Origin of the sequence: Microcoleus sp. S13_C3 (genome assembly GCF_036700905.1) — a bacterium.
In the GTDB taxonomy this organism is placed as follows: domain Bacteria; phylum Cyanobacteriota; class Cyanobacteriia; order Cyanobacteriales; family Microcoleaceae; genus Microcoleus.
The window spans coordinates 66,358-91,734 of record NZ_JAUBPT010000003.1; the positions used below are offsets into that span (position 1 = coordinate 66,358).

Below are 25,377 nucleotides of genomic sequence, written 5' to 3' on the forward strand. Positions count from 1 at the left end.
AATAAATACGAAAGATAATTTGAACAATTGAGCAACTAATGACTGACGACCGGAGTCTCAGCCACAATGGTTTCGAGGGGTTGGGCTTGAGTAGGCTGTTGGAAAATAGCCACGATCGCCTTAATTACGCAAACGACGAGGATCAATGCGCCAACAGAGAAGACGATATCCCCAGGGATGCGTAGCCAGACTGTCCACTGCATCCATGCCGAACCAATGACTTCAGCACTGCGAGCGTACCAAGTGCCATGATTAACAGATTGCACCAATTGATAAAAACCATTAGGAATCAGTCCGAAAACCATCATCATGCCTAGACCACCATTGATCCACCAGAAGGATAAATTGAAGTTTTTCTCATCCCATGCGCGATCGGGAGTGATTTCACGCAAGGCAAAGAGCATCAGGGCGATCGCAAGGGAGCCGTAGACACCAAAAAGTGCAGAATGGGCATGGATTGGCGTGGTATTTAGTCCTTGGGAATAGTAGAGGAAAATCGGTGGATTGATTAAGAAACCAAAGACACCTGCGCCAATTAAGTTCCAAAAAGCAGTGGCAATAAAGAATTTTAGTGGTACTCGATAAAATCCTTGCGCTTCTTGGGATAGCTTCATCGACTTCACCACTTCAAAGCCAATTAAGGTCAAGGGAACGACTTCTAAGGCTGAAGCAACGGAACCCATCGACGTAATGAATACAGGTGTTCCTGCAAAGTAGAGGTGGTGTAACGTGCCGATTACGCCACTACCGAGATAGAGAATTGTCGTCATGTAGGTGGCTCTCAGGGCTGATGAGCGCTTTAGAAAGCCCAACTCGCTACATAGATAGGCGATCGCTACCGTCGCAAACACCTCAAAGAAGCCTTCTACCCATAAATGCACAACCCACCAACGCCAATATTCAGCAATGCTCAAATGGGTGTGATTGTTGTACATCAACCCTGACGCATAGAACAGGGGAATTGTAATCGCACTGTAGAGAAAGAAATGATTCAGTCCCGTTTTATCACCTTCCGCCTTGAGCGCAGGCTTGAGGGCGCGGTACATCAGCCAGAGCCAAAACACCATGCCACCAATCAGCAATAATTGCCAGAGGCGACCAAGTTCTACATATTCATAGCCCTGATGTCCAAACCAGAAACTATTGTCACCGCCGATAATGCCTTGGACACTAGCCCAAGATCCGATTAAGGAACCAACAACAACGACAGTCAAAGCCACTAACAAACCGCCATTGCCCCAAGCTTGCAACTTCGGCTCATGTTTACCAAACCTTGGCGCGAAATATAGCCCTGCTGCGAGCCAACAGGTGGCAATCCAAAATACTGCTAGCTGTAAATGCCAAGTCCGTGAGGCGGCATAGGGTAAATATTGCTGAAGTGGCACACCATAGAAGCCGTCGCCTTCTACCGCGTAATGGGCTGTGACCATTCCCATCAACATTTGCACCAAAAACAAAGTCATAGCAACCCCAAAGAAGAGGGTGGTGACTTTTTGGCTAGGTGTGGCAAGGCGAATCAGGGGGCGATGGGCGACAGCGATTACTTCTTCGCTATCTTCTTGGGTGATGTAAACAAACAGAAATATACCGATCGCAGCAATGAGAACAATCACCGACACAATTGACCAGATCAAGAATTGAGCCGGAGCCTGATTGCCAATCAAGTCATCGTGGGGAAAGTTGGCGGTATAGGAAAATGGTGCATTCGGGCGATCGGCGGCGGCGGCCCAAGCTGTCCAAGTAAAGAAAGCAGTGACATTACGGATTTGCGTATCGTCAGTAAACCAACCGCTAGGAATGGAATGAATCTTAGAACCTTGGGATAGTAACGTTTGATAACTATCAAAAACCTTGCTTAGTCCCTTAGTTTGAGCCGCAGTGAGGGTTAAGGCTCCAGTCTCGGATTCATAGCGATTAGTTTTAAATTCTTGCTGTACCTGCGCTTGGAGGGTAGCGCGATCGACTTCTGATAGTGCCTGTAAATCTGCTTCACTAAAATCAGGATTGCCATTATGCAAAATTCCTGCCGTTGCTAAGCCCCAACGGTGTAAAACATCGGCAGTCCAGTCGGGTGCTAAATAACTGCCATGCCCCCAAATACTACCAATATGTTGCCCCCCACGACCTAGATAGGTTACTTGCCCAGATTGAATATTCTCCTGAGTTAGAATGATTTCCTGTTGTGGAGAAACCACTGTCGCGGGAATCGGTGGTGCATTTTTATAAATCGCCGATCCTGCAAAGATCAGCACTGAAAAAGTGACGATGCAAATTAGCACAAGCCAAGCGGGTAGGCTAATTTGACGGGGACGAGCGCGGGCTGTCACCACTTTGTCAAAGGTTGGGTTTGCCATAAAGCCATAAATTCGGTTTTAAAGTACCTATCGACATAGCATAGGAGAATAGAACCTAATAATGCTTTGACTTAAGTCAAAAACAACCTTAAAAAATGCTCGAGTACGTTTATATTGTCTAGCTCGGCGCTTTGTTCCAACCATCCTCACTACCCTAAACGATGTTAAATAGAGTCGATTTGAGCAACTGGTTACAAAACATTCTGATTTTTCAAGGATTATCGGCAGAGCAACTGATTCCTTTAGCTCAGATCGCTCAACTGCAAACCTTTGGAAAAGATGAGACAATTTTCCATCAGGGCAGTGATGCAACTGGGTTTTTCATTGTCCAAGCTGGTCGTGTTAAGGTATTTAAGACTGCATCCAATGGGAAAGAACACATTTTACATTTATTAAAAAGAGGCGATTACTTTGCCGAAGTTGCCACCTTTGATGGCAAAGCTTTTCCAGCTTCGGCGATCGCATTGGAATCCACAGAATTAATCTTCTTCCCTCGGTTAGCTTTTCTGGATTTACTTCATCAATATCCTGCGCTCGCCATCAATATGCTGACAAGTTTGGCAACCCGTTTGCGTAAATTGGCACAGATGGTGGAAGATCTGTCGTTTAAAGAAGTGCCACAAAGATTAGCGGCTTATTTATTAGATTTGAGCGGTCGCGCTAATGGCGATAAAATTATTAATCTAGATGTTACTAAAACTCAACTAGCTGCTATTTTAGGGACGATTTCTGCTACCCTTTCTAGGGCATTTTCGCATCTCCACGATAAAGGATTAATTACGATCAATGGTTCTCAGATTGAGTTATTGGATCGCGATCGGCTACAAGCGTTGAGTCAGAATGTAGAGTTGGGCGATCGCTTTTAGATCATGAATTTTGGAGTTTAGCTCACGGAAAAGTGATTCCACATGGGATTTATGATTTTCAACAAAACATAGGATGTATAACATTATGAAACAGTAAATATGCCAATGAATTGGCGTGTGAGGCTTTAAAAGATTGGTGGAATAATCATGGAAAAACTACCTACCCTAACGCTAATTCGATTCGGTGTATTATGATAAAGCAAGCAGCGATAAATTCTCGTCTTCATAAAATAATTCGCTCGTATTAAAATCCCGACGTAGCAAATTTTCAACTTGCAATGTCGAACAGTTTCCAAGGCAAAGCCAAATAACTTTCGGTGGGTTCCCAAATACTAAGCTCAGGTCGTGCATATCCGCGTCTTTCGAGACAATCATCAAATTATTGTATGAATGCATAATCCCCAACTATTGGGTCGATCGTTGCTTTCATTCCCACATCAAAGGACGTGAAGCGAATTTGGGAAAATATCGCTCAAACGATTCGGCAACTTGGGCGACAAGTTTTCATCAAAAAGTAATTTCATGCCGATAAGGTCGCGGTCATAAACCGACGCTCGCGGTCAGCAGCATAAGCAATGCAGGCTTTTAAATCTTCTCGCGTCAAATCGGGAAAATCGTCGATAATTTCTGCTTCGGTCATCTCAGAAGCCAGGTACTCAAGCACTTCATAAACCGTAATTCGCAACCCGCGTACACAAGGCTTACCACCGCGTTTATTTGCTTCGATCGTGATGTGGTTTCGGTAGTTCATAAGAAACACTCGGTAATACCATTTTTCTGTGAAGCTACATAGAATGTATCCTTACCCCATGCGTCTTTGCGAATGTCGTCTAGGGTGATAAGTAATTGGACAGAATTAATTACACACTGATTTTTTGCTGATTCTTTACTAGACAAGGCTTGTAGCCCAAATTTTTGTGTAATTAATTGTGTCCTACTACTTATTTTTTCCTTCCCAGATTCCGGCTAGCTCAAAAAAGGATTGTTCTCGATCGCAGTCATCATCCGTTCTCATGCGATCGAGGTCGCCGTCCCAGGCGAGTTTACCCCGTAGCGCACGTAGGTTCTCTTGGTTTTTCATTTGGATCAGCAGGCTCAGGGCCAATTCGATGACTTCTTGTTGTGCAGTCAGTCCGGTGACTTGGAGCGCATTGGTGATGAGGGAGCTATCGATTTCGATCGTGCTTTTCATAGGTGCTTTTGGGGTGAGTTTTATCGATCGCGCTTTCATCCGATTATAAGCGATCGCCCATCGGCAGCGATCGACATCTAGCGTATCTATTTATTCTACCAATTTTCTGTAGGTCAATCTCTCGATCGAGATTCCGAATCATCTCCAAGGTCAGGCAGTGTTTACGAGATAACGGCAAAACGCTGCGGCGGCAAGTAACACCGAAACGAAGCGAAAAGACTCTATTCCGCTCCACTGTGTTGTTAGCTGGCTGGCTACTACGCGATGCTTCTAATTTCTGCCGAATTGCTGCCTGAATCTTTGCGTCAAAATCGGGATCCATCGGGCTTCCAATGATTGATTTCGGACGCTGACTGAACCTGTCTAAATATGCCTGACAAGCAGCTCGATCGGGCGCGATTTTCCAGAAAGTACCGTCTCAATTCGGCATCGCTCATAGCCTCAAAATTCACTTGGCTCATCAGAATACCTCCCCATTCGGTACTATTTCAAAAATCTATTTTTAAACGCCTTCAATGTATCCTTACTCTTAGCCGAATCGTATATACCAAAAACTACACGATCGAAACATCCATGAAATCGCGGACTCTCAAGCCACTGACCAAAAGCATCTGCTACCATACTGGCATCGTTGCAAAACACACCACAGCCCCATGCACCGAGTAACAACGATCGATGTCCATTATCTTGCGCCACCGCAAGTACATATCCAGCACGTCGCCGTAATGCTTTTTCAATATCGGGAATTGCATTGGGATCGCGACGCAATACTTGACCTGCATTTGGTGCGGGCGCAGTAATAACAGATGCTAAAAAATAATCATCGAGCAATTCACGACTGCGGATTCTAAACCAAGGAACTTTTGGAGAATAAATCAGATAATCGGTGTAAAGAAGAGAATCTTGCGATCGGTTTGCTTGATAATACTCGGGCTGTGTCAATTGACAGGGATATAACCCGGAACAGCGAGCCAAATCTTCTTCTTGTGCTTTTGCACCATTAATAAATCCGCCGCCAGGATTTCGAGCGGAGGCATAGTTTAGGAGCGCGAGATCGTGGCAACCTTCACCTTTTACCAAACGGTAGGCGGCTGCTTGAGAGGTCTCATCGGTAACTTCCACCAAAAGGCTCTGTTTCGCATCACATTGCGTATTTTGCAATAAATTTTCAACTTCTTCTGGTCGATACAATTTAGTATTTTTCTCTGCCAGCTTCTGCTCTGTAGCGAAATTAATAACACGATCGTGCCTTGAAATGAACTCGCCTTTTTCTAGAATCTGCAATGTTTCCTTGGCTATACCTTTTAACGACATACGCTCCTCCTTGGTGGTGCATAAAACTTCTTCGAGACTCAGAATGGACAACCCGAACAGACATTCATCGAAACTTCTTCACGCACGAATAACTGTAACGGTTCGCCCCATTGGTGTCAGATGAATTTCAGTATTCAGTCGTTCTTCTAATTCCAGCGCATTCTCGCGTCGATCGAATATCACCAACCACCCTTCATCTTGTCCCAATCGAGCCAAATATCCATCTAACTGTTCCAACCCTTTACTCAACGGATCGACTTTCCGAGTTCGCCAAACCTTCAGTTCAATTCCCAATGTTACCTCACCATAACGCAAACATAAATCCATTCTGTCGCGTCCGATCGCATATTCCCGCTCCAATGTTCCCCCACCATTAATCACCCGATGCAGAAACGCCATCAACACTAAATGAGGGGCTATTTCGGGATAAGATGCACTTTTGAGTAACGGTTCGCCATGCTGTAGCCAAAAGGCGAGAAACGCTTGCAGGAGTGCTTCTGGAATCAGTTCGCCGCGATCGTTCAACCAACTCGGACGGATAATCGGTAAACTATCTTGCGGCCCTTGCGCCAAAACTCGCGGCAACACTTCTCGATAAATCGGATTGGCGATAACTAAACCCCCGGCTGGATCGCGTTTGAGCAAGCCCAAATCTACGAGGTATTGGCGATCGTCATTAGAAGATTCTGGCAATTCTCGTCCGGCTAACATTGGCTCGATAATGGCTTTGACTCGGTTTTCTCGCAGTCGTTCTGCCAAACTATCTAAATGCGTATCTTGTCGTTTTATGAGAATTTCTTTGGCTTCTAAAATATGGTCTGGTGTAATAGCGATCGATTCATCGGTAACTAATTCTTCTACAATTTCCTTAGCTAAAGCATTCACTAACCAAGGTTGTCCCTGAGTCAGTTCAAAAGCTAAAGCGACGGCTTCAGGTGTAAAAACTTGTCCGGTATCTTGGGTATGTTGCGCGTAGAGTTCCGCGACTTCTGAGGCATTAAAATCTCTGAGAGTAATCGATCGCACTTTAATATTAAACGGACTGGATGTATTGAGTCGATCGCTTCCCCCCGCAGCCACTTTGTAATCGCGAACATCCCGCAAACCAATTAAGCCAATAGACTGAGGAAACGCTGTCGGGCGATTGGGATAACCATCGCGCAGTTGTCGCAAAATAGAAATCAACGCTTGGTCTTGCAATGCGTCAATTTCATCGATGAAAACCACCAAAGGACGAGGAGAAGATTGTGTCCACAGGCTGAGTACATCGCCGATTTGCTGTCCCGGTTCCGACGAGGGCCAAGCAGGCGGCTGCAATTCTGGGGGAAGTCGAATCGAAATCGCCCGTCGCCAAGCACCGAGAATGGCATCCTCTGCACCCGCGATGTCTTGACTGAAGGGTGCGCCGACTTCTACTGACAGCATCACGGCGGTGTATTGTCCGCTTTCGGTGAGTTGTTGGGCTAATGCCAGCATAGCGGTGGTTTTCCCCACTTGCCGGGGTGCATGGATGACGAAATAGTTGCGTTGAGCTATTAACCGTTCTAAGCTTGGTAAGCGTACCGTGGGCGACAGTGCGTAATGAATGTCTTCTTGGCATGGGCCAGCAGTATTGAACCAACGTGGCATAGGTCAACTGGGGCGAATGGAGCTGCTCTCAGTTTACCTAAAAATAGGGTCTAAAGCCTCGTCCTTCGCTTGACGGATTTTTTTGAGCTTAAGGCTTCTAATGAGCTCCCTTAGAGCATCTGATTTCGATCTACCGCGTGATTCGCAGTAAGATTATAGCTTCTCAAACTCTTCATCAGTCAGCCTAAGAAATACGCTCTTTCTCATGGCAAAGTATAGCTAGATGATCTACAATAATAGCATGAAAACATTGAAGTTTAAGCTATATCAAAGCAAGCGGAATAGACACCTAAAGCGAAGTATCAATGCTGCCGGGGTGATCTACAACCATTGCATTGCACTCCATAAACGGTACTACCGAATGTGGGGAAAGCATTTGAATTGTGCAAAACTTCAATCGCATATTGCCAAACAGAGAAAGCGTAAAGCGTTCTGGCAAACGGTCGGCTCTCAAGCTGTGCAGGATATCTGCCAACGAATCTCGATTGCCTACCAACTGTTTTTTAAGCATCACAAGAAAGGAGTTAGACCGCCCGGATTCAAGAAAGTTCGCAGATACAAATCGTTCACTCTCAAGCAAGCTGGCTACAAATTCTTAGGCGGCAATCGAATTAAGATTGGGAATCGCGTTTATCAGTATTGGAATTCCAGAGAGATAGAGGGGACGGTCAAGACGTTAACCATTAAACGCACGACATTAGGAGAGCTATTTATGGTTGTGGTCGTTGACAGCGTTGAAGAACCTGAAACCAAAGTCGAGACGAGTAGAATCGCTGGCGCAAGATTTCGGCTTAAAAACGTTTCTCACCTGCTCAGATGGAACGAAAATCGAATCACCGCAATTTCTGAAACAGTCCCTTAACGCTATTAAGAAAGCAAATCGTCAGCATTCCAAAAAACGGAAAGGCTCAGCGAACCGGGAAAGAGCAAGACTCAATTTAGTTCGCAAGTACGAGGATGTAGTGAATCGTCGCTCTGATTGGTTCTGGAAATTGGCTCACGAACTAACTGATAAGTTCGATATGCTGTGCTTTGAGACGTTGAATCTAAAAGGAATGCAACGACTTTGGGGACGTAAAATCTCAGACCTTGCATTCGGCGAATTTCTCCAAATTCTCGAATGGGTTGCCAAGAAAAAAAATAAGCAGGTGATCTTCGTCGATCAGTGGTATCCATCCTCTAAGACTTGCAATCATTGTGGACACGTCCTAAAAAAGTTGGATTTGAATACGAGAGAATGGCGATGTCCGTCCTGTCAGAACGTGAACGACAGAGACGAGAATGCAGCTAAGAACATTTGTGCGGTTGGGGCATCAACCGTTAAGTTAGGCGATGTTAGACAGGCTATGCCTGCAATCGCTGTCTGAGCTTAGAATCCCCCGTGATAAGAGCCGGGGGAGTATGTCAACTTCAATTAACTTGTGAATCTGTTCTCGCGCCGCACTGCCGATCGACTGTAAGCGGAAACAATATAACTCAAATGAGTGACACTCCAATGTGTGAACTCACAAAAGCGTCACTATAAAAAGCGACTGTGAAGCCACCGAAGACAGCAGTTATACCTGAAATATCAAATGAAAACACTCGAATGCACAGAGGATTCCCATCATGTTTACAGAAGAAAAAACTCTCAATCATCAAGCTATCGCTGTCGTCGCCGATACTACTTCTCAATCAACTCTTGCAGTTGCTCAAGCCTCTGAACTGATGAAACCCACTTTAAAGCGGGGTTCTACAGGTCAAGCCGTCAAGGAACTGCAACAGCTTTTATATCATTGGGGATATTATTACGGTTTTTCGATCGATGGTATTTTCGACACCTATGTTGAAGACGCCGTTAAAGGCTATCAACACCGCGTCTTTTTAGTTGAAGATGGGATTGTCGGTCCTCTAACCTGGCAAGCACTATACTCTGGTGCACCTGTGAATATGCCGACTCTGATGAATGGTAGTTCAGGTAATGCTGTCAAAATTGTTCAGAATGTCTTGAAATTGAATGGATACTATTTCGGTTTTGTTGACGGATACTTCGGGGTTATGACCAAAGTAGCTGCGATCCAGTTCCAAACGATTAAGGGTTTACCAGCCGATGGAATTGTCGGGCCGAGAACTTGGCACGCTTTGAGCAAGTTACGGCACTAAACAACGGTATATAGCAATCCTTGCAGGAGTCGTAAATTTTTGACCCCACCCCAACCCTCCCCTTATCAAGGGGAGGGAGTAAGAAATTCACAAATGATGCGAGGATGGCTATATCTCACTTGTATAGGACTTACGTGCCGACTCTAATTGTAGGGTGCGAAACGCGCACCTTACAACTACAGGTAGTGTAGTTTCTCAGTTAGTGCGTAAGTCCTGTTAGTTAAGCTTTAATCATTTATGAGGTTAATCAAATGACACATTCTCCTATCCTTGAAGCTACAACAGCAAATTCTGCAGAACACGGACAAGAGCTGGCTGAATTTTTGCAGGAAGATAATGGACACTACTCGGCAATGCGAGCGATGAGTTTTATTGCACTGATTGCAGCGATAGCGTTTGGCGCAATCACAATAACTAGCAAGAATGCTGATGGCAAATACATTACAACTTCTTTTTTAGTTGCTGCTTTTGCACCAAAAGCTGTTCAAAAATTTGCAGAACGTCCTTAAAGAGTTGATAGTTGACAGTTGACAGTTGCGGGCTGAGTTTTTAGGGGAATAATTTAAACTGAGATGTTGCACCATTCTCAATTACTTGTTTAGGAACAGGCAAGATGCCTGTTCCACAAAGAGTGAATTTTCTTGTGGAACAGGCATCTTGCCTGTTAAGCGAGAATGGTGCAAGATGTGAGTTTAAACTGAACTTCTGCCTACGAAGGGAAGTTCAGTTGTCAAATCTCTCAACGATCGCCTTTATTGACTCCATCAGTTCGCTTTATTCTTCCACCCGATAGCCCAATTCCGCCAAACGAGTACGCGACTGCCGCCATTTCGGCTGTACCTTGACAAATAACTCCAAATATACTTTGCCTTCAATTAACTTTTGAATCTGTTCCCTGGCCGCACTGCCGATCGACTTGAGCATACTGCCGCTTTTACCGATTAAAATACCTTTTTGGGAATCTCGTTCGACGTGAATTGTCGCCAGAATGCGCGTAATTTTTGCTTCTTCTTGAACGATGTCGATCGCAATTGCTACAGAATGCGGCACTTCTTCCCGCGTCAGCAGCAAAATCTGTTCCCGAATCAATTCGCCCATAATAAAGCGTTCCGGCTGGTCAGTCACCAAATCGGGCGGATAATAATAAGGCCCAACCTCCAAATGTTCGATTAACAATTGTTGCAGCGACTCGACGCCCTCGCCCGTGAGAGCGGAAAATTTCACTACAGGCCACTCAGGATTGACAATTTGCTCGTAAGTTCGATCGATCAACACGGAATCCTCCGGTTGTTCGTCCAACTTATTCATCCCCAAAATCACCGGAATACCGATATTGCTGAGAATTTCGACAATATATCGATCGCCCCCTCCCGATTCCACGGAACCATCCACCACAAACAGCACCACATCCACTGACTGAATCGCTGTGCGGGCATTCTGCACCAAAACCTTGCCCAATTGGTGATGCGGCTTGTGAATTCCGGGAGTATCTACAAAAATAATTTGTGCTTCCGGTGTCGTTAGGATGCCCCGCAGCCTGTTACGCGTCGTCTGAGACACCGGCGAAGTAATAGCAATTTTCTGCCCCACCAACTGATTCATCAGCGTTGATTTTCCGACATTCGGGCGTCCGATAATACCCACAAAGCCCGATTTGTAACCCGCCGGAGCCGCGGGAACACCCATAATGTCCGATACGTCGATAAATTTACTATCTTCCACTACAATCACCTATTTTCAAGCCCCTTCTCTGTCTATTGTCGCCTGAAAATACTCAAACGCCCATCGATGCACTGTAGCATCTTTCTCGCCCCGGTATAGCCCGCAACACTCAAAGCTCGATCGAGCCGCTTTCCCAGTGTTAAAACAGGATACGCGATCGGCAAAACTTGATATCTGAGACAAAATTTGATAAAGTTCCAGTGACATCGATCGAAAATGAATCATTCTGGTAAAACCGACTCCCAATGCTGTAACAACTTCAGATGTGTAAATATCTAACTCAACTGAAACTCTTCTACAGTTTGTCAGGCAAACCAGTTTTAACATTTTTGAAGATGTTTGGTAATAACTTAGGTAAGTTGAACTCAAACTCAAAAGCTCAATATCATCAGGCGCTTTCTCAATAAAAGCTAGTGTCTTTTGATCCTACCTAAATTAGTGCTAATCGTCATAAAGTTGAGGAGATGAATCGAATGAAATCGAAATTATTTTGGAGTTGCTGCACCGTTTTGGTAGCAAGCTTGCCTGTTTCCGCGTTGGCTCAAACCAGCCCTCCCACCAGCCCTCAAGCAGGTATTGACTACAAGGGTGGCTCGAAGAATTACCAGTTGGTACCGGGTAAAATCCAGGACAGAACCTTGCCCAAAGCCTTTGACTTTCCAATTATTACCAATGTTGGTACTGACACTAGCATCACCTCGGATTTCCTGATTACCGATCAGTTTCGCGCCCCAGCGGGTCGTACAGAATACACCGGAGCTCTCACCTCCTGGGCAACATCAATCAGAGAATGTCTCGCCAAACAACCACTCTTGATTCGAGCCAGCACTAAGAACCCGATTCAGATTAATGGTAAAGTAGGCACGATTGTCAGAAACGCAAATAACCGTGCAGTTTGCAAATAAGCCAGCAATATCACAGGGGCTAAATTGACCGTAATTGCTGTAAGGGCGGGTTCACCAATATCTCCCATGCAAGCATTGATACAGTAAACCCGTCACCGCAGCGATATTGGGGTCAATCGAGGCCAGTGGAGATAACTTCCGCTATCTAAAGATAAAAACTAGAGAGTGTTTTTGAACAAAAAGAGCAATAGAAAACCTATTGCTCTTTTTGTTGGCGAAATTTCTATTAATATCTATTAGGACTTATATCATGTCCGGTCAATTAACCATGATTCCTGTAGGGGCGGGTTCGCCAAGATATTGAATAGAAACCGGAAAATCTGTAAACCCTTCCTAAGCCTTTAATCGCGGTCAATCTATGGGACATGATATTATATGATATCGGCTGAAACGACATCATAATAAGAGGTTTGTAGTGAGGAATGCAAGTCCTTATCAAAGTTTAAGGACTTGCATTCCTCACTGCAAACGAGATAATTACGCAGAAACCAGCTTGTTTCCAAAAAATCCCGTGGAACCGGAGGGATATGGATTTTAACACCTGGTTTATGAAAGTTTGTCTGCGTAATTCACGATTTAGGAGCGCAAAATTCATGTGTACTCAGTAAAATTTCGCCATAATCAGGAATCCAAGCTAGCCACTGTTCTTCCGAAGATTCACACAACAGCCACGCTTCGTCAAAGCTGAATGCGGTTGGCGGATTGAACAATTTAACCCACATAGAAGGAGTCAATTTTGGTGCAGGTACGGCGCAGCCAAATCTTTCCCAGTCGCTGACACTGGTGAAGCTTCCTGATGTTGGTTGGGATTGCCAAGTACGAATATCTGTTTGCAGTTGCATAATTACTCCTGTCTAGCTAAGAGTCTGCACCAGGGCGCGGTTGAAACAACCCAGAGCGAAGGCGCAGATAAATTTTGATTATGTAGTCTATGTTACCGAATTATCTAGGCGAATGTGTAAGGTTGTAGCAAAAATTTACAATCGAGAGGAAAAAACGGGCTCAAAGCTGAAAAGGTCGGCTATTGTTGCGCTCGCTAACGATCGCCTACCATAGCAAACAACACCTGATATCGTTTCCGGCTGCATCGTCAGGTGATAAATTAGAGGGCAATTCATGAAGGATTGTTACAAGCCGCCACCTATCTCGGCGCAATTTTCAGTTGTTCGATTCACAGTCAACAGTCAACAGTCAACAGTCAACATCATTCCGGTGTTACCGGAATTGATATGATTTATTTCAAAAATTCCGACATGAACCAAACTGCCAAATCCCAGTGGAAAACTCTAGATCGCTTTGTAGAAATCAACTCTCATTGGGTAAAACTAATCGCCGAACATCTCGAAACAACCGAAGGAAAAACAGTAGAATATTGGCGAGTAGAAAGAGCAGATTCAGTTGTAATCTTGACAATTAAAGCTGGAAAATTGCTATTTCCCACGCCGATGTATCGCCCCGGCGTGGCATCCGCAACCCTCGATTTTCCCGGCGGTCGCGTACCAGCAGAAGCCACGCCAGCAGCGGCAGTTCCAGCTATACTCAAGAAAGAATTAGGCGTGACAGAAACTGCGATCGCCCGCATCGAACCGCTCAACACCATTGGCTGGGCAATAAACAGTTCCTTCTCCAATCAAAAACTCTACGGTTTTGTTGCAGAATTGCACCCGACAGCAACAGTAAATCCCGAACTGATCGGTGCTGCATATCCTGTCACCTCAGACGGAATTCGCGACTTGCTCAAAAAATTAACTTGCCTCCAATGTCGAGCATTACTGCTAGAATGGCAAAATCAAGTCGATTTTAGATTTTAGATTTTAGAATTGGGAGTTGTCCCCCGATACTCGCTGATTTGAATTTTAGGACTTACGCTCATAAACCCGGTTTCTCTGACAAATCTTGGGTTATACCAATTTTTTATGAGGCCCCGTAGAATCTGATCCCCCCTAGCCAAGAGGGCGGGCACGGGGAGTAGGGGTCGCACCGCCCCTACTAAGGGGAGTAGGGGGTGGGACAAGATTCTTCTCAAAGTCAACCCCTACTCCCCAACAATCAGGGGGAGTAGGGGGTATGCGAGGGGGATCGAGATATGTGCAACTTCACCTTAAATTGGTATTAAGCAGCAAAATATCTAAGGATCGTGGATTAAATAACTTCCGTAGGTTGGGCCCGTGGCACGAACCCTCCGTTTCACTCCGCCCAAGCCCACGCTTGATTGTTGGGTTTCGTGCCTCAACCCAACCTACAAAAAATGCAAGTTATTTAATTCTAGTTCCTAATATAAAAACCTGGTTTCTAGCCCCTTCTCTGTAAGTTCTAAAATTTCTGAAAACCCAAATCACCGGAACTAATCATGCCTCTCAATAATGAAGTTGCTGTCGAATGCCTTGACGTGACATATCGCCTCAACCGCAGGCATTTAGTAGACAAACTCAATTTCAAAGTGCTGCAAGGAGAAGTTTTAGTATTGCTGGGACGCAGCGGGAGTGGCAAAACTACTACCATGAAATTGATTAACAATTTACTAACGCCAAGCAGCGGCGAAGTTCTTGTCATGGGAAAACCGACAACTCAGTGGAACCCAATTCAACTGCGCCGAAAAATTGGTTATGTGATTCAAGAAATTGGTTTGTTTCCCCATTTTACCGTCGAGCAAAATGTCGGTGTAGTGCCAAAATTAGAAGGTTGGGAGGGCGATCGTATTCAATCTCGCGTCCGCCAACTGTTAGAATTAGTCAACCTCGATCCCCAGCACTTCGCCAAACGCTATCCCCATCAGTTATCCGGCGGACAGCGGCAGCGGGTAGGCGTCGCTAGAGCACTGGCGGCTGACCCTCCGATATTGTTAATGGATGAACCGTTTGGTGCTTTAGACCCGATTACTCGTCTGGAATTACAGCGGGAATTCGGTCAATTGCAGCAGCAACTCGGCAAAACTGTGATTTTTGTGACTCACGGCATTCAAGAAGCTTTTTTGTTAGCTTCTAGAATTGGTTTGATGCAAGACGGACGGTTGGTTGAATTGGCAACACCTGATGATTTTCTCAAATCTCAGCATCCAGAAGCTGGGGCTTTTCTTGAATGTTTGCAATTACCCGGAACGGGGTAATAATATGATGTGCGATCGCATCATTCGTTTATGGGTATGGGCGGGGCGGGTTTTTGAAGCTGATGGTTGGGAATTAAAGATATTGGTGAACCCGCCCCTACGAGATTTTTAATTATACCACAATTGCCAATTACCAAATGATAGAATTTTTAAATCGGTATGGTGCGGAGATAGTTCAGCGCGCGACCGAACACTTATATTTAGTAACTGTTGCAATTTTTATCGCTATTATTGTGGGGATGCCCCTGGGAATTTTAGCCACGAGAAAGCCAAAATTGAAAAAGCCAATTTTGGGATTTGCTAATATTATGCAAACAATTCCCAGTTTAGCTTTGTTTGGCTTGCTAATCCCGGTGCCGGTAGTGGGTGGAATAGGCGATCGCACGGCAATTATCGCCCTCACTCTGTATTCTTTATTGCCAATTATCCGCAATACTTATACTGGTATTGTCGGCGTCGATCCAGCGATTACGGAAGCGGGAAGAGGCATGGGAATGACTGATATGCAACTGTTATGGCAAGTGGAAATTCCCCTGGCGCTGGGCGTGATTCTGGCGGGGGTGCGAGTTGCTGCGGTAATTGCGATCGGACTCGCTACAATCGCCGCTGCAATTGGCGCGGGTGGCTTGGGGGTGTTTATTTTTCGGGGCATTGCTACCGTCAACAATCAGTTACTTTTGGCTGGGGCAATTCCGGCCGCTTTAATGGCCTTAGTTGCGGATTTTGGGCTAGGTTTGGTAGAAGGGCGCCTATCGAAAAGTACCTTAAGAACTATTAAGGAATGAGAATTAAATAACTTCCACAAGTTTGTGGGATGGGCGTCCCGCCCGTCCAAAAAGGACGGGCGGGGCGCCCATCCCACAATAACAATTAAAATTGTAAGTTATTTAATTAGCGATCCTAATGAGGACTAAAATCCTGGCTACCTTTCGTCAGCGTTGTCACTCTCTGCGAACCAGAAGCATTCGCAGGATTTGCTATCAGATTGCGGATTTCATTTGAGCGTTCAATGTACTCTCGATCGCTCAAAACAGCTTGGCTTCCCTCCAGCGAAATAGCATCAGCCAAATCGATCCAAGAACGACAACCGCCGTATTCAGGAATGTAGGGAATTTCGCGGATTTCTGCAAGGCGATAAGCCCGCAGCAATAAAATATAAATTGGCTGATTTTGTTTCCATTTCAGGCGATCGCTGACAAATTTTTCATTCCAAATATGGTAAGGAAATAGCGCAGTAATTGCTGGTTCCCAAGCTACCAAAAAAACATCAGTAATTTCCGCCCAACTGCCAATTCTAATAACTTCAGGATGCCAACCAGATTCAACACTATTGACTTGATGTGCAAACTCCGCCTTTAATAAATCCGGCTGTTGGTGTTCAAAAGTTGGATACAGCAAAACCTGTTTGTCAGTGACATTAAACTGTCCTGCTTGCTCGCGAATTCCCCCCTTCCGCAACAGCACAATGGTTTGACCTTGTTCCAAAGCATTAACTGCTACATTCCATTCTTTCAGCGCCCTAGTAGTTGATTTCATGGGAATTTAGTTGGGTTTTAACAATAGTAACAAAAATCGGTACTTTCAAGCAAGTACAGCCACTTTTTCCTGTTAAAATTGGCGTAGTCCTGACTATGCAGGACTACCCTTTATTGCTAAATTCTCACTGCAAAAGATGCTGCTAATTCGCGTTCTGGTTCCATGCCAACTGTAGGCGGCATGGAACGATTTGCTACTTGCTCGATCAGTTGTAAATGTTGCGGCAGCATTTTAGCTAAACTGTAGCGTTCTAGGGCGGTTTGACGGGCTTTGATGCGAATGTCGGCCATGCGGGTAGGATGGTCTAAAACTTCATCAATGCGATCGGCTACTTGTTTGGGTGAGAAGTAATCGACTAGCAAACCGTTTTCTCCGTCGCGGATAACTTCTCTAACTGGCCCTGTGTCGGAACCGATTACTAAACATCCGGTTGATAGAGATTCAATCATAGACCAAGATAGCACAAAAGGTCGGGTCAAATAAACGTGTACGTCGGATGCTTGAATTACTTTTAAATACAGTCCGTAAGGTAGGGGCCCGACAAAGTGAACTCGCGACAAATCTAGGGGTACTTTTTTGAGCATATAGTCTTTGTAAGACTCGCCGTTGGGTAAAGAACGCCCATAACAAACTCTTTCTGAACCAACGATTACGACGTGACAGTTGGGGCGGCGTTCTTGTACATAGGCGATCGACTCAATGAATTCGGGAAAACCTCGGTAAGGTTCCATTCCCCGCGATACGTAAGTGACAATTTCATCAACGCCAGACAAGTCTAAGTTAGGCAAAATTAGTTTAGCACCGGGGTCGGGTTTGAAGTAATCGGTATCTACGCCGTCGTGGAGTGTGGATAATTTTTGTTGTAATTCGGGCGGAAATTGCGATCGCTGCCAATAAGTTGGTGATAAACCCCAATCGCAAGAGTATAAATCGATCAAAATCGGCGCATTTTTGATTCTAATTCTGGCCATATCGTCAACTGTTAAAGGTTCCGCTGGGTCGAAATCTGCGTCGGAACCAATAGCATGATAAAACCACTCGAAATAGCACAAAAGCGGTGTATTTGGAAAAGCTTCTTTGACAAACAATGTCGGCCCCCAACCGGAATGTCCGCAGATAATATCGGGTACGAAACCGTCTGCTTTGAGTTGTTCTGCCATTCTAAATACGGCTTGTCCGTAGATGACGGCACTTTCTAAAGGGCGGACGTATTGGTGAGTCTGGGCGTGGGGTTCCCGGCTGGGGGTAAATGCTGCTTTGCGAACGCCGGGAATGTTCCACTCTGGGCGCTCGTTTTTAGTGCCGAAAACAATTTGATTTTTGGGATCTGCGCCTAAAGCCGTGATAATGTGGCGGTATTGGGCGGGGAAGTTGGGATGGAGAAATAATGCTTTCATTGTCTGTTGACTGTTGTCTGTTGACTGTTGTCTGTTGACTGTTGACTGTTGTCTGTTGACTGTTGTCTGTTGACTGTTGACTGTTGACTGTTGTCTGTTGACTGTTGACTGTTGTCTGTTGTCTGTTGACTGTTGTTAGTTGGAATAAAATATTTTGAGGTGGCTAAAAAGCTTTGGTTTTATTCATTGGGGGTTGGGGCTTTGCATATCCAGACACAATCTCGCGGTACTGAAGATGTATTTTTCAGGATAATTTCATAGTTTAAATGATGGAGAAATTTTTCCATAATTGTATCAGTCATAACTGAAAATGCAGTGCCGTCTCTGCGTCCCAGCAGGTTTTTGTCCCACTCGCTGGCGAATTTTTGCCACCCTAATTCGCTGAGAATATTCCCGTGGTGAAAGACGCAAATTCGATCGCCCCGCAGCAGTTTGGGAATTCGAGTCAGGTAGTTGAATATATCTACTGGCTCTACGTGTACCATTGTATCGTAACAAAAGCAGACATCGGCTGAACCTGGAGCGATGCCGTCTAATGTTAAACCGTCGAGTTTGACGTAAGAAACGCGATCGTCTCCCAAGCGCGATCGCGCCGCTTTCAGCATTTGACTGGAAATGTCGGCACAAATTAGTCGATCGCAATATTTCAGCAACAGCGAACCTGTTTTTCCGCCACCGATACCAATTTCTAAAACCCTATGTTCTTTTTTGATGTACGGTGCAATAAATTGCTGTTCTATCAGCGCTTCGTATTCTGCTAGAGAGTTAGCGGCACCGGCAGCTTTACCTATCCATTCGTCGCCAATATGGGCAAGTTCGGCATTAGTTTTTTGCCACTGTTGGGCGTAACTGTCCCAAGCTTCTTCGTAATCTATTTTAGGCGGTATTATTTCCATTTTTTTTTAGGTCTCAGAATACACAAACAAAAGTCGCTTGATAGTCCTCCCGGCTGATCCATTAAGATTTGTTCAATCTCCAGCAATAACTTGACGATCGTTTCACTCTTTGGTTCTCCGTCTGAAAGTCGAGCGTGATCTAAAAAAGGGTAAAGTTCGTGAAGCAACCCCCCCCCGGCTAGATTCAATACTTCCACATCAAAGTAGAATTCTAAAAACGGAAGTATCAGCTTTGACCGGACTGCTTCTGAAGGGTCTCTCGCCAATACTTTCTCAATACTTGGACTAGAAAATTTTTCAGTTGTTCCCGACCTTAGCGTGTCGGGAAAACATTTGTAAATGCGATTAATCACATCCACTTGAGCTTGATTATATATATTGTAGCAATCTCCTATGTATTCATTGACAATAAAATATCCATCGGGTTTTAAACATTTCTGAACAATTGATAAACATCGTTCTAGTTCTTTGACGTGATGCAGCGAACCAGAGCAAAAAACTACATCGTATTTTTTATTATCATCAATCGCAAACAAATTAAAGTCATCTTGATAAAAATTAATCTCTACTCCCGCTGCTGCGGCATCTTGTCTAGCAATTTCTAAAGAATTTTCGGAAAAGTCAAAGGCATCAATTTGAGTTGCTAATCCTAATTTAGCCAGGAGAATCTCGTGATTTCCCACACCGCAACCAATCGACAAAAGACGATCGAACCGTCGATTTTTGAAATATTTTTTGACTAACCAGGTTAGCCAGTAACCTTGAGTATTACCACCTGACAGCCGATGGTTTATAGCTTTTTCGATAATCGGATTAGACAACCAGTAACCCTGCTTCCCAATTGCGGCTGTTGGGTTAGTCTCCCAGTAATTTTTAGCTGTTAATTCATTGGATGTGTTCTCTTCCGTGATGCTGGAAATTTGACGCCATACTTTTTTACCATTGAATCTTGAACGATTACTTTTTAGTAGTAAAATAACCTTCTCTAAAAATTTGACCATAAGCTTGAGTCATTTCTGCAAAACTATTCAAAGACTCTAACACATATTTAGCATTTTCTGCTAACCGCTGGCGCAAAGATTTATCTTCCAATAAACTATGCAGTGAGGCCGCTAGTTCTTCTGGGCGATCGGGCGTGTAAAACAAACCATTAATTCCAGGTCGCACTTGTTCTTTAATCCCAAAAACTGGCGTTGTAATAATTGGCAAATCGCAGGCCATCGCCTCCAAAATCACTCTTGGAAAACTTTCGACGCGAGAAGTGCAAACAAAAATATCAGCGGCTTTGTAATATTTTCCCGTCTCCCCAGTTTCCGGGACTACTGTTACCCTTTGCCGCAACTCTGCTGGCAATTCCCCCACTAACTCGGCTAATTTATTGCTGTAAATACTAGGGCGATCGCCCACAATAAAACACCTAATTTTATTGTGCCATTTGTCAGGCAAAAGAGAAAGTGCCTTAACTAAATCCTGCTGTCCTTTGCGTTCGCATACCGTTCCCAGCAGCAAAATCACCACATCTTCGGCTGCAACACCTAAAGTTTTTCTAGCCAATTCAGAGTTCTCCGAATTTTCCAGTTTGCTCAAATCTAAGCCGTTGTGAATCACGGTAAAATTGTGGTGGCTGTTGAGAGGCAAATACCTGTCCCGCGTTGCATCTGCCACAAAAATCACTTTGTAAGGAAAGCGAAAACACTCTAAAGCTCTCGCCGCAATCTCCGAACCAAACCTGTTAAAATAAGTTTGCCAAGGTTCGCTTTCGTGCACGTTCCACACCACAGGAATTCCGATTTGCCGCGCGGCATCCACTACAAAAAAGTTTTCTAAAGTATTGGCATAAATTGCATCTACTTTTAAACTTGCAATTTCTTGGCTAAAACTGCGGATGGCTTCATCATAAGCATCGCGCTGGTAGATGTGTTCGAGAGGATTGTCGCGCACAATTACTTCAATTCCCTGCTGTTCGTAAGCTTGACGCAGGGGCCCGTCTGTTACGCAAAGTACGATCGGCTTAATCACACCCTCAGCCGCCAATTTCACGGCAATTTCGTACTGATGCAGCGGCGCCCCAGTAAAATCCAGCGAATTGCTGCACATCAAAACTCTGATAGGATGAATCAAATTCTCTGCGTCTGCTACCAACAAACCAGAAGCATTAAATTTTACTTCTTCCTTATCTATTACATCCGTTACATCCGTTACATCCGTTACATCCGTTGCCGAACCTTCTTCCTTCATAAAAACCCGTCGAGGTTGAATATGAAAATACTCATCTTCTAAAGACAAGTGAGGACTGTAAAAACTGTCATTTTTGCCCGCATACTTGCGCCTAAAAGCCGCCACTTCTTGAGGATTGTCCGTAAAACCCCTCGAAGTTCCCTCTTTGTGCAACAACTCTGCATCAGGACAATATACGCACCGATAACCGCGTTCTAACAGTCGGTATCCGTAATCTGCATCATTGTAAGCAACAGCAAAATTCTCCTCATCAAAACCGCCCAATTCTAAGAACAATTGACGCGGAGTAATGGTGCAAGCGGCTGTTACCGCAGAGTAATTTCGCGTCACCATCGCCTGAGAAAGATAGCCTCGATTTTCGCTGTTCATCAGCTTAAAAGCGTGACCCGCCAAACCGTGATGCAGCCCGTGAATTACGCCCGCGTGCTGAATTCTGCCGTCTGGATATAAAAGCCGCGCGCCGACTGCACCCACTGCGGGAATTTGAGCATATCCCACCATTTGACTCAGCCAGCGAGGGTTAATTACTTCAGTATCGTTGTTCAAAAACAACACATATTCGCTATCAACTTGTTCGACAGCGCGGTTGTTAATTCCTGCAAAACTAAACTTGCCCCCAGGATTTTTTATATGCAAAACTTGGCAATTTAATTGCTTTAAATATTCCAGAGTTTTAGGGTCGTCGCTTTCGTTGTCGATGACTGCAACTTGATAATTTTTGTATGTTGTAGTTTCTAGAGAATCCAGACAGGCTTTCAGCAATTTTAGCTGATTTTTAGTAGGAATAATTACCGTTACTGATGGGCCGTTATCCGGGAAATCCTGGGCAAATATGCCCAAATTTTCTTTAATCGCCCATGCGTGCTGAGCGACATTGCCGTTAATTTTTCGGCGGTTTAGTGCGTCTTGAATGGCTTTTTGACCTGCGGCAAAACTGGCGGGTTTTGCTGCCCCAGATATGGCTGTAGAACCAGGTGCGGTTCGCCAGTGATACAGCACTAGCGGCAGGTGCGCGACGTGGCGAGAAATTTCGGTGGCTCTCAAGGCAAAATCGTAATCTTGGGAGCCTTCCAAACCTATCCGTAAACCGCCTATTTGTTCAAAAATGTGTCTTCTGACAGCGCACAAATGACCGAGATACATATATGAAAGCAGCAGTTCCGGCGACCATTCTGGTTTGAATTGCGGGGCGAATCGCCGACCTTTAGTGTCGATTTTGTCGTCGTCTGAATAGAGAAAATCGGTGGCTGGATGTGAGGCAAAATATAGGGCGACTTCGCCTAATGCGTCGGGAGTTAGTTCGTCGTCGTTGTCTAAAAACAGGATGATGTCGCCTGTTGCGAGGGCGGCGGCGCTGTTGGTTGCTGCGCTGATGTTGCCGTTTTCGGTACGAAATGTGATGCGGATACGATCGTCCTTTTGAACCCAGCTTTTCAAATTTTCAGCAACAGTGAAATCGGTGCTGCAATCATCGGCAATGCAGAGTTCCCAGTTTGGATAAACTTGATTGATTACGCTGTCGATCGCACTTTGGAGAAAATCTATCTGCGGATTGTAAACTGGCATTACTACCGAAATTTTTGGCAGGGGTTCCCGGCAGGATTTTAACCGAGAAATCAAATAATCGCGCGCGCGATCGTTCCACTGATTCACCTCCAGCCAAGCGTCATACCTATCAATGGGTTGAGCCACCACAAAACCCGCAGGTGGCAGTAAATCTCCCGGCGCACTAAACTGTTTTTGCTGCCGATAAATCTTCCCCAACTGGCGCAGCACTTTCACAATTTCCCAGGGCAGAGGCCAAATTCTACCAAGACGCTGTTTTCTTTCCTTCGCCCGCTGCTGAATTGCCGCTGTAAACCTTGATAACTCCTCAAACTTATCAGCACTTCGCTGCCAGATATGGTAGCGCCGCACTGTCAATATTTTAGGTGCTTGAAAAGACAAAATTTCCCCGGTTTCTAACTCAGCTTGCAGAGAAACGTGCCATTCCCCTGGCGGCAAATCCACAAGGGCCTCAAAACCGCTTTCCGAACTGTTAACCCAGTCGGGAAAAACTTCGCCGACATCTTTTCGCCGTAAACCGTAGGCGCATTCTACAGAAGTATCGCCGCACAACAAGCTTAATTTAGCAATTTTGCGATCGTGGTGGCAGCACCAACCTGCAAACAAAATTTGACCCTGACGCTGTTCCCACACCACCGGTACATCTAACGATGCTTGAATCGTTGAAACTAACAACGGATAAGCTGCCAACAAATGCCATTTACCTCGATCGTCTTGCGCTTCCAGTAGCACTTCGTGCCGTCCGGCAGGCGCTTCCAATTGAATTGTAAAACCTGATTTATGCGCCGCCGGAATATTAGAGTGTGCTAGCGCTATATCACTTCTATCTATGCCGTAAACGCCTGGGAAACTCTGGTCTTTAATTCGGGCGCGGACTGCTGTAGTCTCTCTTTTTTGGTTGAAAACCCAGCCCACAATTAGCAGGTTGGAATCACAAACTTGCCAAGTAGTGGGTCGATCTAACGAAAAAATAAATTTAGGGAACAAGTCGCGGATTTTACGCTGAACTTCCCCCAACTTTTCTCTCACTTGCCACCATATTGAAGACTTGATTATAGCAAGTTCTGCCCGAAAGTTTTCATTTTCCTGGCGGGAGTGTTCTAATTTTTCCTGAGTATCCTTTAATCTTTCCTGATTTTGACTTTGTGCGGTTTCTAACTGAAGTAACTCAGCTAACTTTTGCTGCAATATAAATTCAGTCTCTTCAAATTGTACCTGAGTTTGCCCTAATTCGGCTTCTAATTCTAATACTTTCGCTAAAGCTGTTTGAAATTGCGATTCTTTGCCGGCAAGCTGTACCTGAGTTTCTCCTAATTCTGTTTCTAACCCGAGGAGTTTCGCTAACGCTTCTTGAAATTGCGATTCTTTGCCTGCAAGCTGTACCTGAGTTTCCCCTAATTCTGCTTCTAATTTTAAGACTTTTGTTAAAGCTTCTTGAAAGTGCGATTCTTTGCCTGCAAGCTGTACCTGAGTTTCTCCTAATTCTGTTTCTAATCCGAGGAGTTTCGCTAACGCTTCTTGAAATTGCGATTCTTTGCCTGCAAGCTGTACCTGAGTTTCCCCTAATTCTGTCTCTAATCCCAACACTTTCGCCTGGGCCTGATGAAATTGTTCTTGCCATTGTTTGAGTTCGGAAGAGCTAGTTTTTTGCTGTTTTTCCAGCAAGCGGATTTTTAGCCAATCTTCAAATGGCCAGACTGGAGAGGCTGGGAAATGAATAACTTTATCGATCGCACCTTTCGATTCGCTGCTGAGATTGCCAGCTTGGGTTTCCAAAAGTTCATAGAGTTCTAATGCTTCGGGAAAATATTTTTCTATTAAACTAGGTCTGTGACTTTTGACAATATCGTTGACTAATAAAGATTCTTCAAAATTGTCGCCCGGTATCGCACCTAAGTTAACATTAAATTTTTCGTTGACTCGATCGAGGAAAAGTTCAGGAGTGTTGCCGATGGGGTAAACGTTGGCTAGGAGACAGCGATGGGGGAAACGTTCGTAAAGTTCTAAAACTTTTTGATTGTAGTGAATCCACATTTTTACTGCCTTTTCGGGATTTTGCAGCAAGCTGACATCGGTTCCCCGGCGGTAAAGGGAATCGACTACTTCCCAGGGCGATCGATAAACACAGATAAAATTAGCTTCGGGGAGCAAAGTCAGCCAGAAATCCCAAAAAAGGGCTGTTCGCGGGTCTTTCCAACCCCAATGTTTGTGAGGAAGTTGATTTTGGTCGATCGCCCTTTTGGCGATTTCGACGTATTCTGCTGCTACCGGAATCGTTTTTTCAAACGTACATCCGAGTTCATCAATACCCTGCGATCGCAAGACACTTTTGTGAAACTCCACAAAATCAACATTCTCGAAATGACCTTTCACATTTCCGTCAGCCGGGCCCACTAACTTTTTGCCAATATCAACCCCGACTTTCTGAAACAAAGAAGCTGTTAAAGACGTACCGGAACGGTGCATTCCGGTAACAATAAAAACCGACGGTTTGCTGTCATTTGTACTCACAAT

At 44.9% G+C, this 25,377-nt stretch carries 25 protein-coding genes and 1 pseudogene; 8 read left to right on the plus strand and 18 right to left on the minus strand.

Going from position 1 to position 25,377, the window contains the following annotated elements; all coding sequences use genetic code 11:
* Positions 1 to 35 precede the first annotated feature (35 nt).
* Positions 36 to 2,354, minus strand: coding sequence for a nitric-oxide reductase large subunit (locus tag QUA16_RS01690; protein WP_333101611.1), 2,319 nt, complete (start codon positions 2,352 to 2,354; stop codon positions 36 to 38).
* 161 nt (positions 2,355 to 2,515) lie between these two features.
* Between QUA16_RS01690 and QUA16_RS01695 the strand changes: the two genes are divergently transcribed.
* Entirely contained in the window at positions 2,516 to 3,220 is a 705-nt protein-coding gene (locus QUA16_RS01695) for a Crp/Fnr family transcriptional regulator (protein ID WP_333180983.1), read from the plus strand.
* A gap of 189 nt (positions 3,221 to 3,409) precedes the next feature.
* Here QUA16_RS01695 and QUA16_RS01700 read toward each other — a convergent pair whose 3' ends face one another.
* From QUA16_RS01700 to QUA16_RS01730, 9 genes and pseudogenes are all read right to left on the minus strand, one after another.
* The gene (locus tag QUA16_RS01700) at positions 3,410 to 3,616 is read right to left on the minus strand and encodes a DUF5615 family PIN-like protein (RefSeq protein ID WP_333180984.1); all 207 of its coding nucleotides are present in this window, start codon (positions 3,614 to 3,616) and stop codon (positions 3,410 to 3,412) included.
* Positions 3,617 to 3,657: 41 nt separating this feature from the next.
* The gene (locus QUA16_RS36825; protein ID WP_263053636.1) at positions 3,658 to 3,744 is read right to left on the minus strand and encodes a DUF5615 family PIN-like protein; all 87 of its coding nucleotides are present in this window, start codon (positions 3,742 to 3,744) and stop codon (positions 3,658 to 3,660) included.
* A complete protein-coding gene (locus QUA16_RS01705) occupies positions 3,741 to 3,971 on the minus strand; it encodes a DUF433 domain-containing protein (protein WP_333101609.1) in 231 nt (76 codons plus the stop codon). The genes QUA16_RS36825 and QUA16_RS01705 overlap by 4 nt, the downstream gene beginning before the upstream one ends.
* Positions 3,972 to 4,157: 186 nt before the next feature.
* The gene (locus QUA16_RS01710; RefSeq protein WP_333101608.1) at positions 4,158 to 4,412 is read right to left on the minus strand and encodes a type II toxin-antitoxin system VapB family antitoxin; all 255 of its coding nucleotides are present in this window, start codon (positions 4,410 to 4,412) and stop codon (positions 4,158 to 4,160) included.
* 43 nt (positions 4,413 to 4,455) lie between these two features.
* Entirely contained in the window at positions 4,456 to 4,734 is a 279-nt protein-coding gene (locus QUA16_RS01715; RefSeq protein ID WP_333053536.1) for a hypothetical protein, read from the minus strand.
* A gap of 3 nt (positions 4,735 to 4,737) precedes the next feature.
* Positions 4,738 to 4,812: pseudogene (locus QUA16_RS36830) on the minus strand (hypothetical protein); the annotation flags it as partial.
* A gap of 83 nt (positions 4,813 to 4,895) precedes the next feature.
* Positions 4,896 to 5,726: a TIGR02452 family protein gene (locus QUA16_RS01720; protein WP_333053535.1), complete on the minus strand. Its 831-nt coding sequence runs from the start codon at positions 5,724 to 5,726 to the stop codon at positions 4,896 to 4,898.
* Positions 5,727 to 5,804: 78 nt separating this feature from the next.
* The gene (locus tag QUA16_RS01725; protein ID WP_333101607.1) at positions 5,805 to 7,355 is read right to left on the minus strand and encodes an ATP-binding protein; all 1,551 of its coding nucleotides are present in this window, start codon (positions 7,353 to 7,355) and stop codon (positions 5,805 to 5,807) included.
* A 289-nt stretch (positions 7,356 to 7,644) separates the two neighbouring features.
* Entirely contained in the window at positions 7,645 to 7,866 is a 222-nt protein-coding gene (locus QUA16_RS01730; RefSeq protein WP_333180985.1) for a hypothetical protein, read from the minus strand.
* A 223-nt stretch (positions 7,867 to 8,089) separates the two neighbouring features.
* On the opposite strand from QUA16_RS01730, the gene QUA16_RS01735 reads away from it, so the two are divergent.
* The 3 genes from QUA16_RS01735 (at position 8,090) to QUA16_RS01745 (ending at position 10,006) form a co-directional block, all read left to right on the plus strand.
* Positions 8,090 to 8,722, plus strand: a complete 633-nt coding sequence (locus QUA16_RS01735; protein WP_333180989.1) for an RNA-guided endonuclease TnpB family protein — start codon at positions 8,090 to 8,092, stop codon at positions 8,720 to 8,722.
* Between the two features lie 241 nt (positions 8,723 to 8,963).
* Entirely contained in the window at positions 8,964 to 9,497 is a 534-nt protein-coding gene (locus tag QUA16_RS01740) for a peptidoglycan-binding protein (RefSeq protein ID WP_333101606.1), read from the plus strand.
* 251 nt (positions 9,498 to 9,748) lie between these two features.
* Positions 9,749 to 10,006: a hypothetical protein gene (locus tag QUA16_RS01745; RefSeq protein ID WP_333101605.1), complete on the plus strand. Its 258-nt coding sequence runs from the start codon at positions 9,749 to 9,751 to the stop codon at positions 10,004 to 10,006.
* A 265-nt stretch (positions 10,007 to 10,271) separates the two neighbouring features.
* Here QUA16_RS01745 and era read toward each other — a convergent pair whose 3' ends face one another.
* Together era and QUA16_RS01755 are read right to left on the minus strand one after the other, a co-directional pair.
* Positions 10,272 to 11,183: a GTPase Era gene (era, locus tag QUA16_RS01750; protein ID WP_333101673.1), complete on the minus strand. Its 912-nt coding sequence runs from the start codon at positions 11,181 to 11,183 to the stop codon at positions 10,272 to 10,274.
* 51 nt (positions 11,184 to 11,234) lie between these two features.
* Complete coding sequence (locus QUA16_RS01755) at positions 11,235 to 11,546, minus strand: hypothetical protein (RefSeq protein ID WP_333101604.1); 312 nt, start codon at positions 11,544 to 11,546, stop codon at positions 11,235 to 11,237.
* A 146-nt stretch (positions 11,547 to 11,692) separates the two neighbouring features.
* Here QUA16_RS01755 and QUA16_RS01760 point away from each other — a divergent pair, with 146 nt between their 5' ends.
* Entirely contained in the window at positions 11,693 to 12,124 is a 432-nt protein-coding gene (locus QUA16_RS01760; protein WP_333101603.1) for a hypothetical protein, read from the plus strand.
* Positions 12,125 to 12,693: 569 nt separating this feature from the next.
* On the opposite strand, the gene QUA16_RS01765 is transcribed toward QUA16_RS01760, so the two are convergent.
* On the minus strand, positions 12,694 to 12,966 hold the full coding sequence (locus QUA16_RS01765; RefSeq protein ID WP_333101602.1) for a hypothetical protein: 273 nt from the start codon (positions 12,964 to 12,966) through the stop codon (positions 12,694 to 12,696).
* 282 nt (positions 12,967 to 13,248) lie between these two features.
* Between QUA16_RS01765 and QUA16_RS01770 the strand changes: the two genes are divergently transcribed.
* From QUA16_RS01770 to QUA16_RS01780, 3 genes are all read left to right on the plus strand, one after another.
* Positions 13,249 to 13,935 (plus strand): NUDIX hydrolase, encoded by a 687-nt coding sequence (locus QUA16_RS01770; protein WP_333101601.1) that lies wholly within the window; start codon positions 13,249 to 13,251, stop codon positions 13,933 to 13,935.
* Positions 13,936 to 14,474: 539 nt separating this feature from the next.
* Entirely contained in the window at positions 14,475 to 15,230 is a 756-nt protein-coding gene (locus QUA16_RS01775) for an ATP-binding cassette domain-containing protein (protein WP_333101599.1), read from the plus strand.
* A 137-nt stretch (positions 15,231 to 15,367) separates the two neighbouring features.
* Entirely contained in the window at positions 15,368 to 16,015 is a 648-nt protein-coding gene (locus QUA16_RS01780; RefSeq protein WP_333101597.1) for an ABC transporter permease, read from the plus strand.
* Positions 16,016 to 16,130: 115 nt separating this feature from the next.
* On the opposite strand, the gene QUA16_RS01785 is transcribed toward QUA16_RS01780, so the two are convergent.
* The 5 genes from QUA16_RS01785 to QUA16_RS01805 all read right to left on the minus strand — a co-directional run bounded on the left by QUA16_RS01785 (position 16,131) and on the right by QUA16_RS01805 (position 25,374).
* Positions 16,131 to 16,766 carry a DUF1802 family protein gene (locus tag QUA16_RS01785; protein ID WP_333101595.1) on the minus strand — a complete coding sequence of 212 codons (636 nt, stop codon included), beginning with the start codon at positions 16,764 to 16,766 and terminating at the stop codon, positions 16,131 to 16,133.
* A 116-nt stretch (positions 16,767 to 16,882) separates the two neighbouring features.
* On the minus strand, positions 16,883 to 18,163 hold the full coding sequence (locus QUA16_RS01790) for a glycosyltransferase family 4 protein (RefSeq protein ID WP_333101594.1): 1,281 nt from the start codon (positions 18,161 to 18,163) through the stop codon (positions 16,883 to 16,885).
* A gap of 179 nt (positions 18,164 to 18,342) precedes the next feature.
* Positions 18,343 to 19,059: a class I SAM-dependent methyltransferase gene (locus tag QUA16_RS01795; protein ID WP_333101592.1), complete on the minus strand. Its 717-nt coding sequence runs from the start codon at positions 19,057 to 19,059 to the stop codon at positions 18,343 to 18,345.
* Complete coding sequence (locus QUA16_RS01800) at positions 19,050 to 20,060, minus strand: class I SAM-dependent methyltransferase (RefSeq protein WP_333180986.1); 1,011 nt, start codon at positions 20,058 to 20,060, stop codon at positions 19,050 to 19,052. The genes QUA16_RS01795 and QUA16_RS01800 overlap by 10 nt, the downstream gene beginning before the upstream one ends.
* Positions 20,017 to 25,374, minus strand: a complete 5,358-nt coding sequence (locus QUA16_RS01805; protein ID WP_333101589.1) for a glycosyltransferase — start codon at positions 25,372 to 25,374, stop codon at positions 20,017 to 20,019. The genes QUA16_RS01800 and QUA16_RS01805 overlap by 44 nt, the downstream gene beginning before the upstream one ends.
* Between the last annotated feature and the right edge of the window lie 3 nt (positions 25,375 to 25,377).